The 232-nt window shown below is 61.6% G+C and carries 1 pseudogene; it reads right to left on the reverse strand.

The window, feature by feature from the left end:
* Positions 1-114 precede the first annotated feature (114 nt).
* A pseudogene (locus ACPYOD_RS19200) lies at positions 115-232 on the reverse strand (4-hydroxyphenylpyruvate dioxygenase); the annotation flags it as partial.

Genomic DNA, 232 nt, shown 5'->3' on the forward strand with positions numbered 1-232 from the left:
GCCTTACACGGCTTCGGTGGCGAACTCGTTACCGAAGCAGGTCTGGTACCCTCGCGTATCGTCGGAATGGCTCATCGTGGCGGACCTGGTTCGATGGCGGCCTGAAATGATGCGTCAGAGCACGCCGCGGCGCATCTGGTCGCGCTCGATAGACTCGAACAGCGCCTTTAAGTAGCCGATGCCGAAGCCCGCGTAGCCCTTGCGCTGGATGATCTCGAAGAAGATCGCCCCG

It is taken from the genome of Luteibacter sp. HAY1-4A (assembly GCF_056755355.1).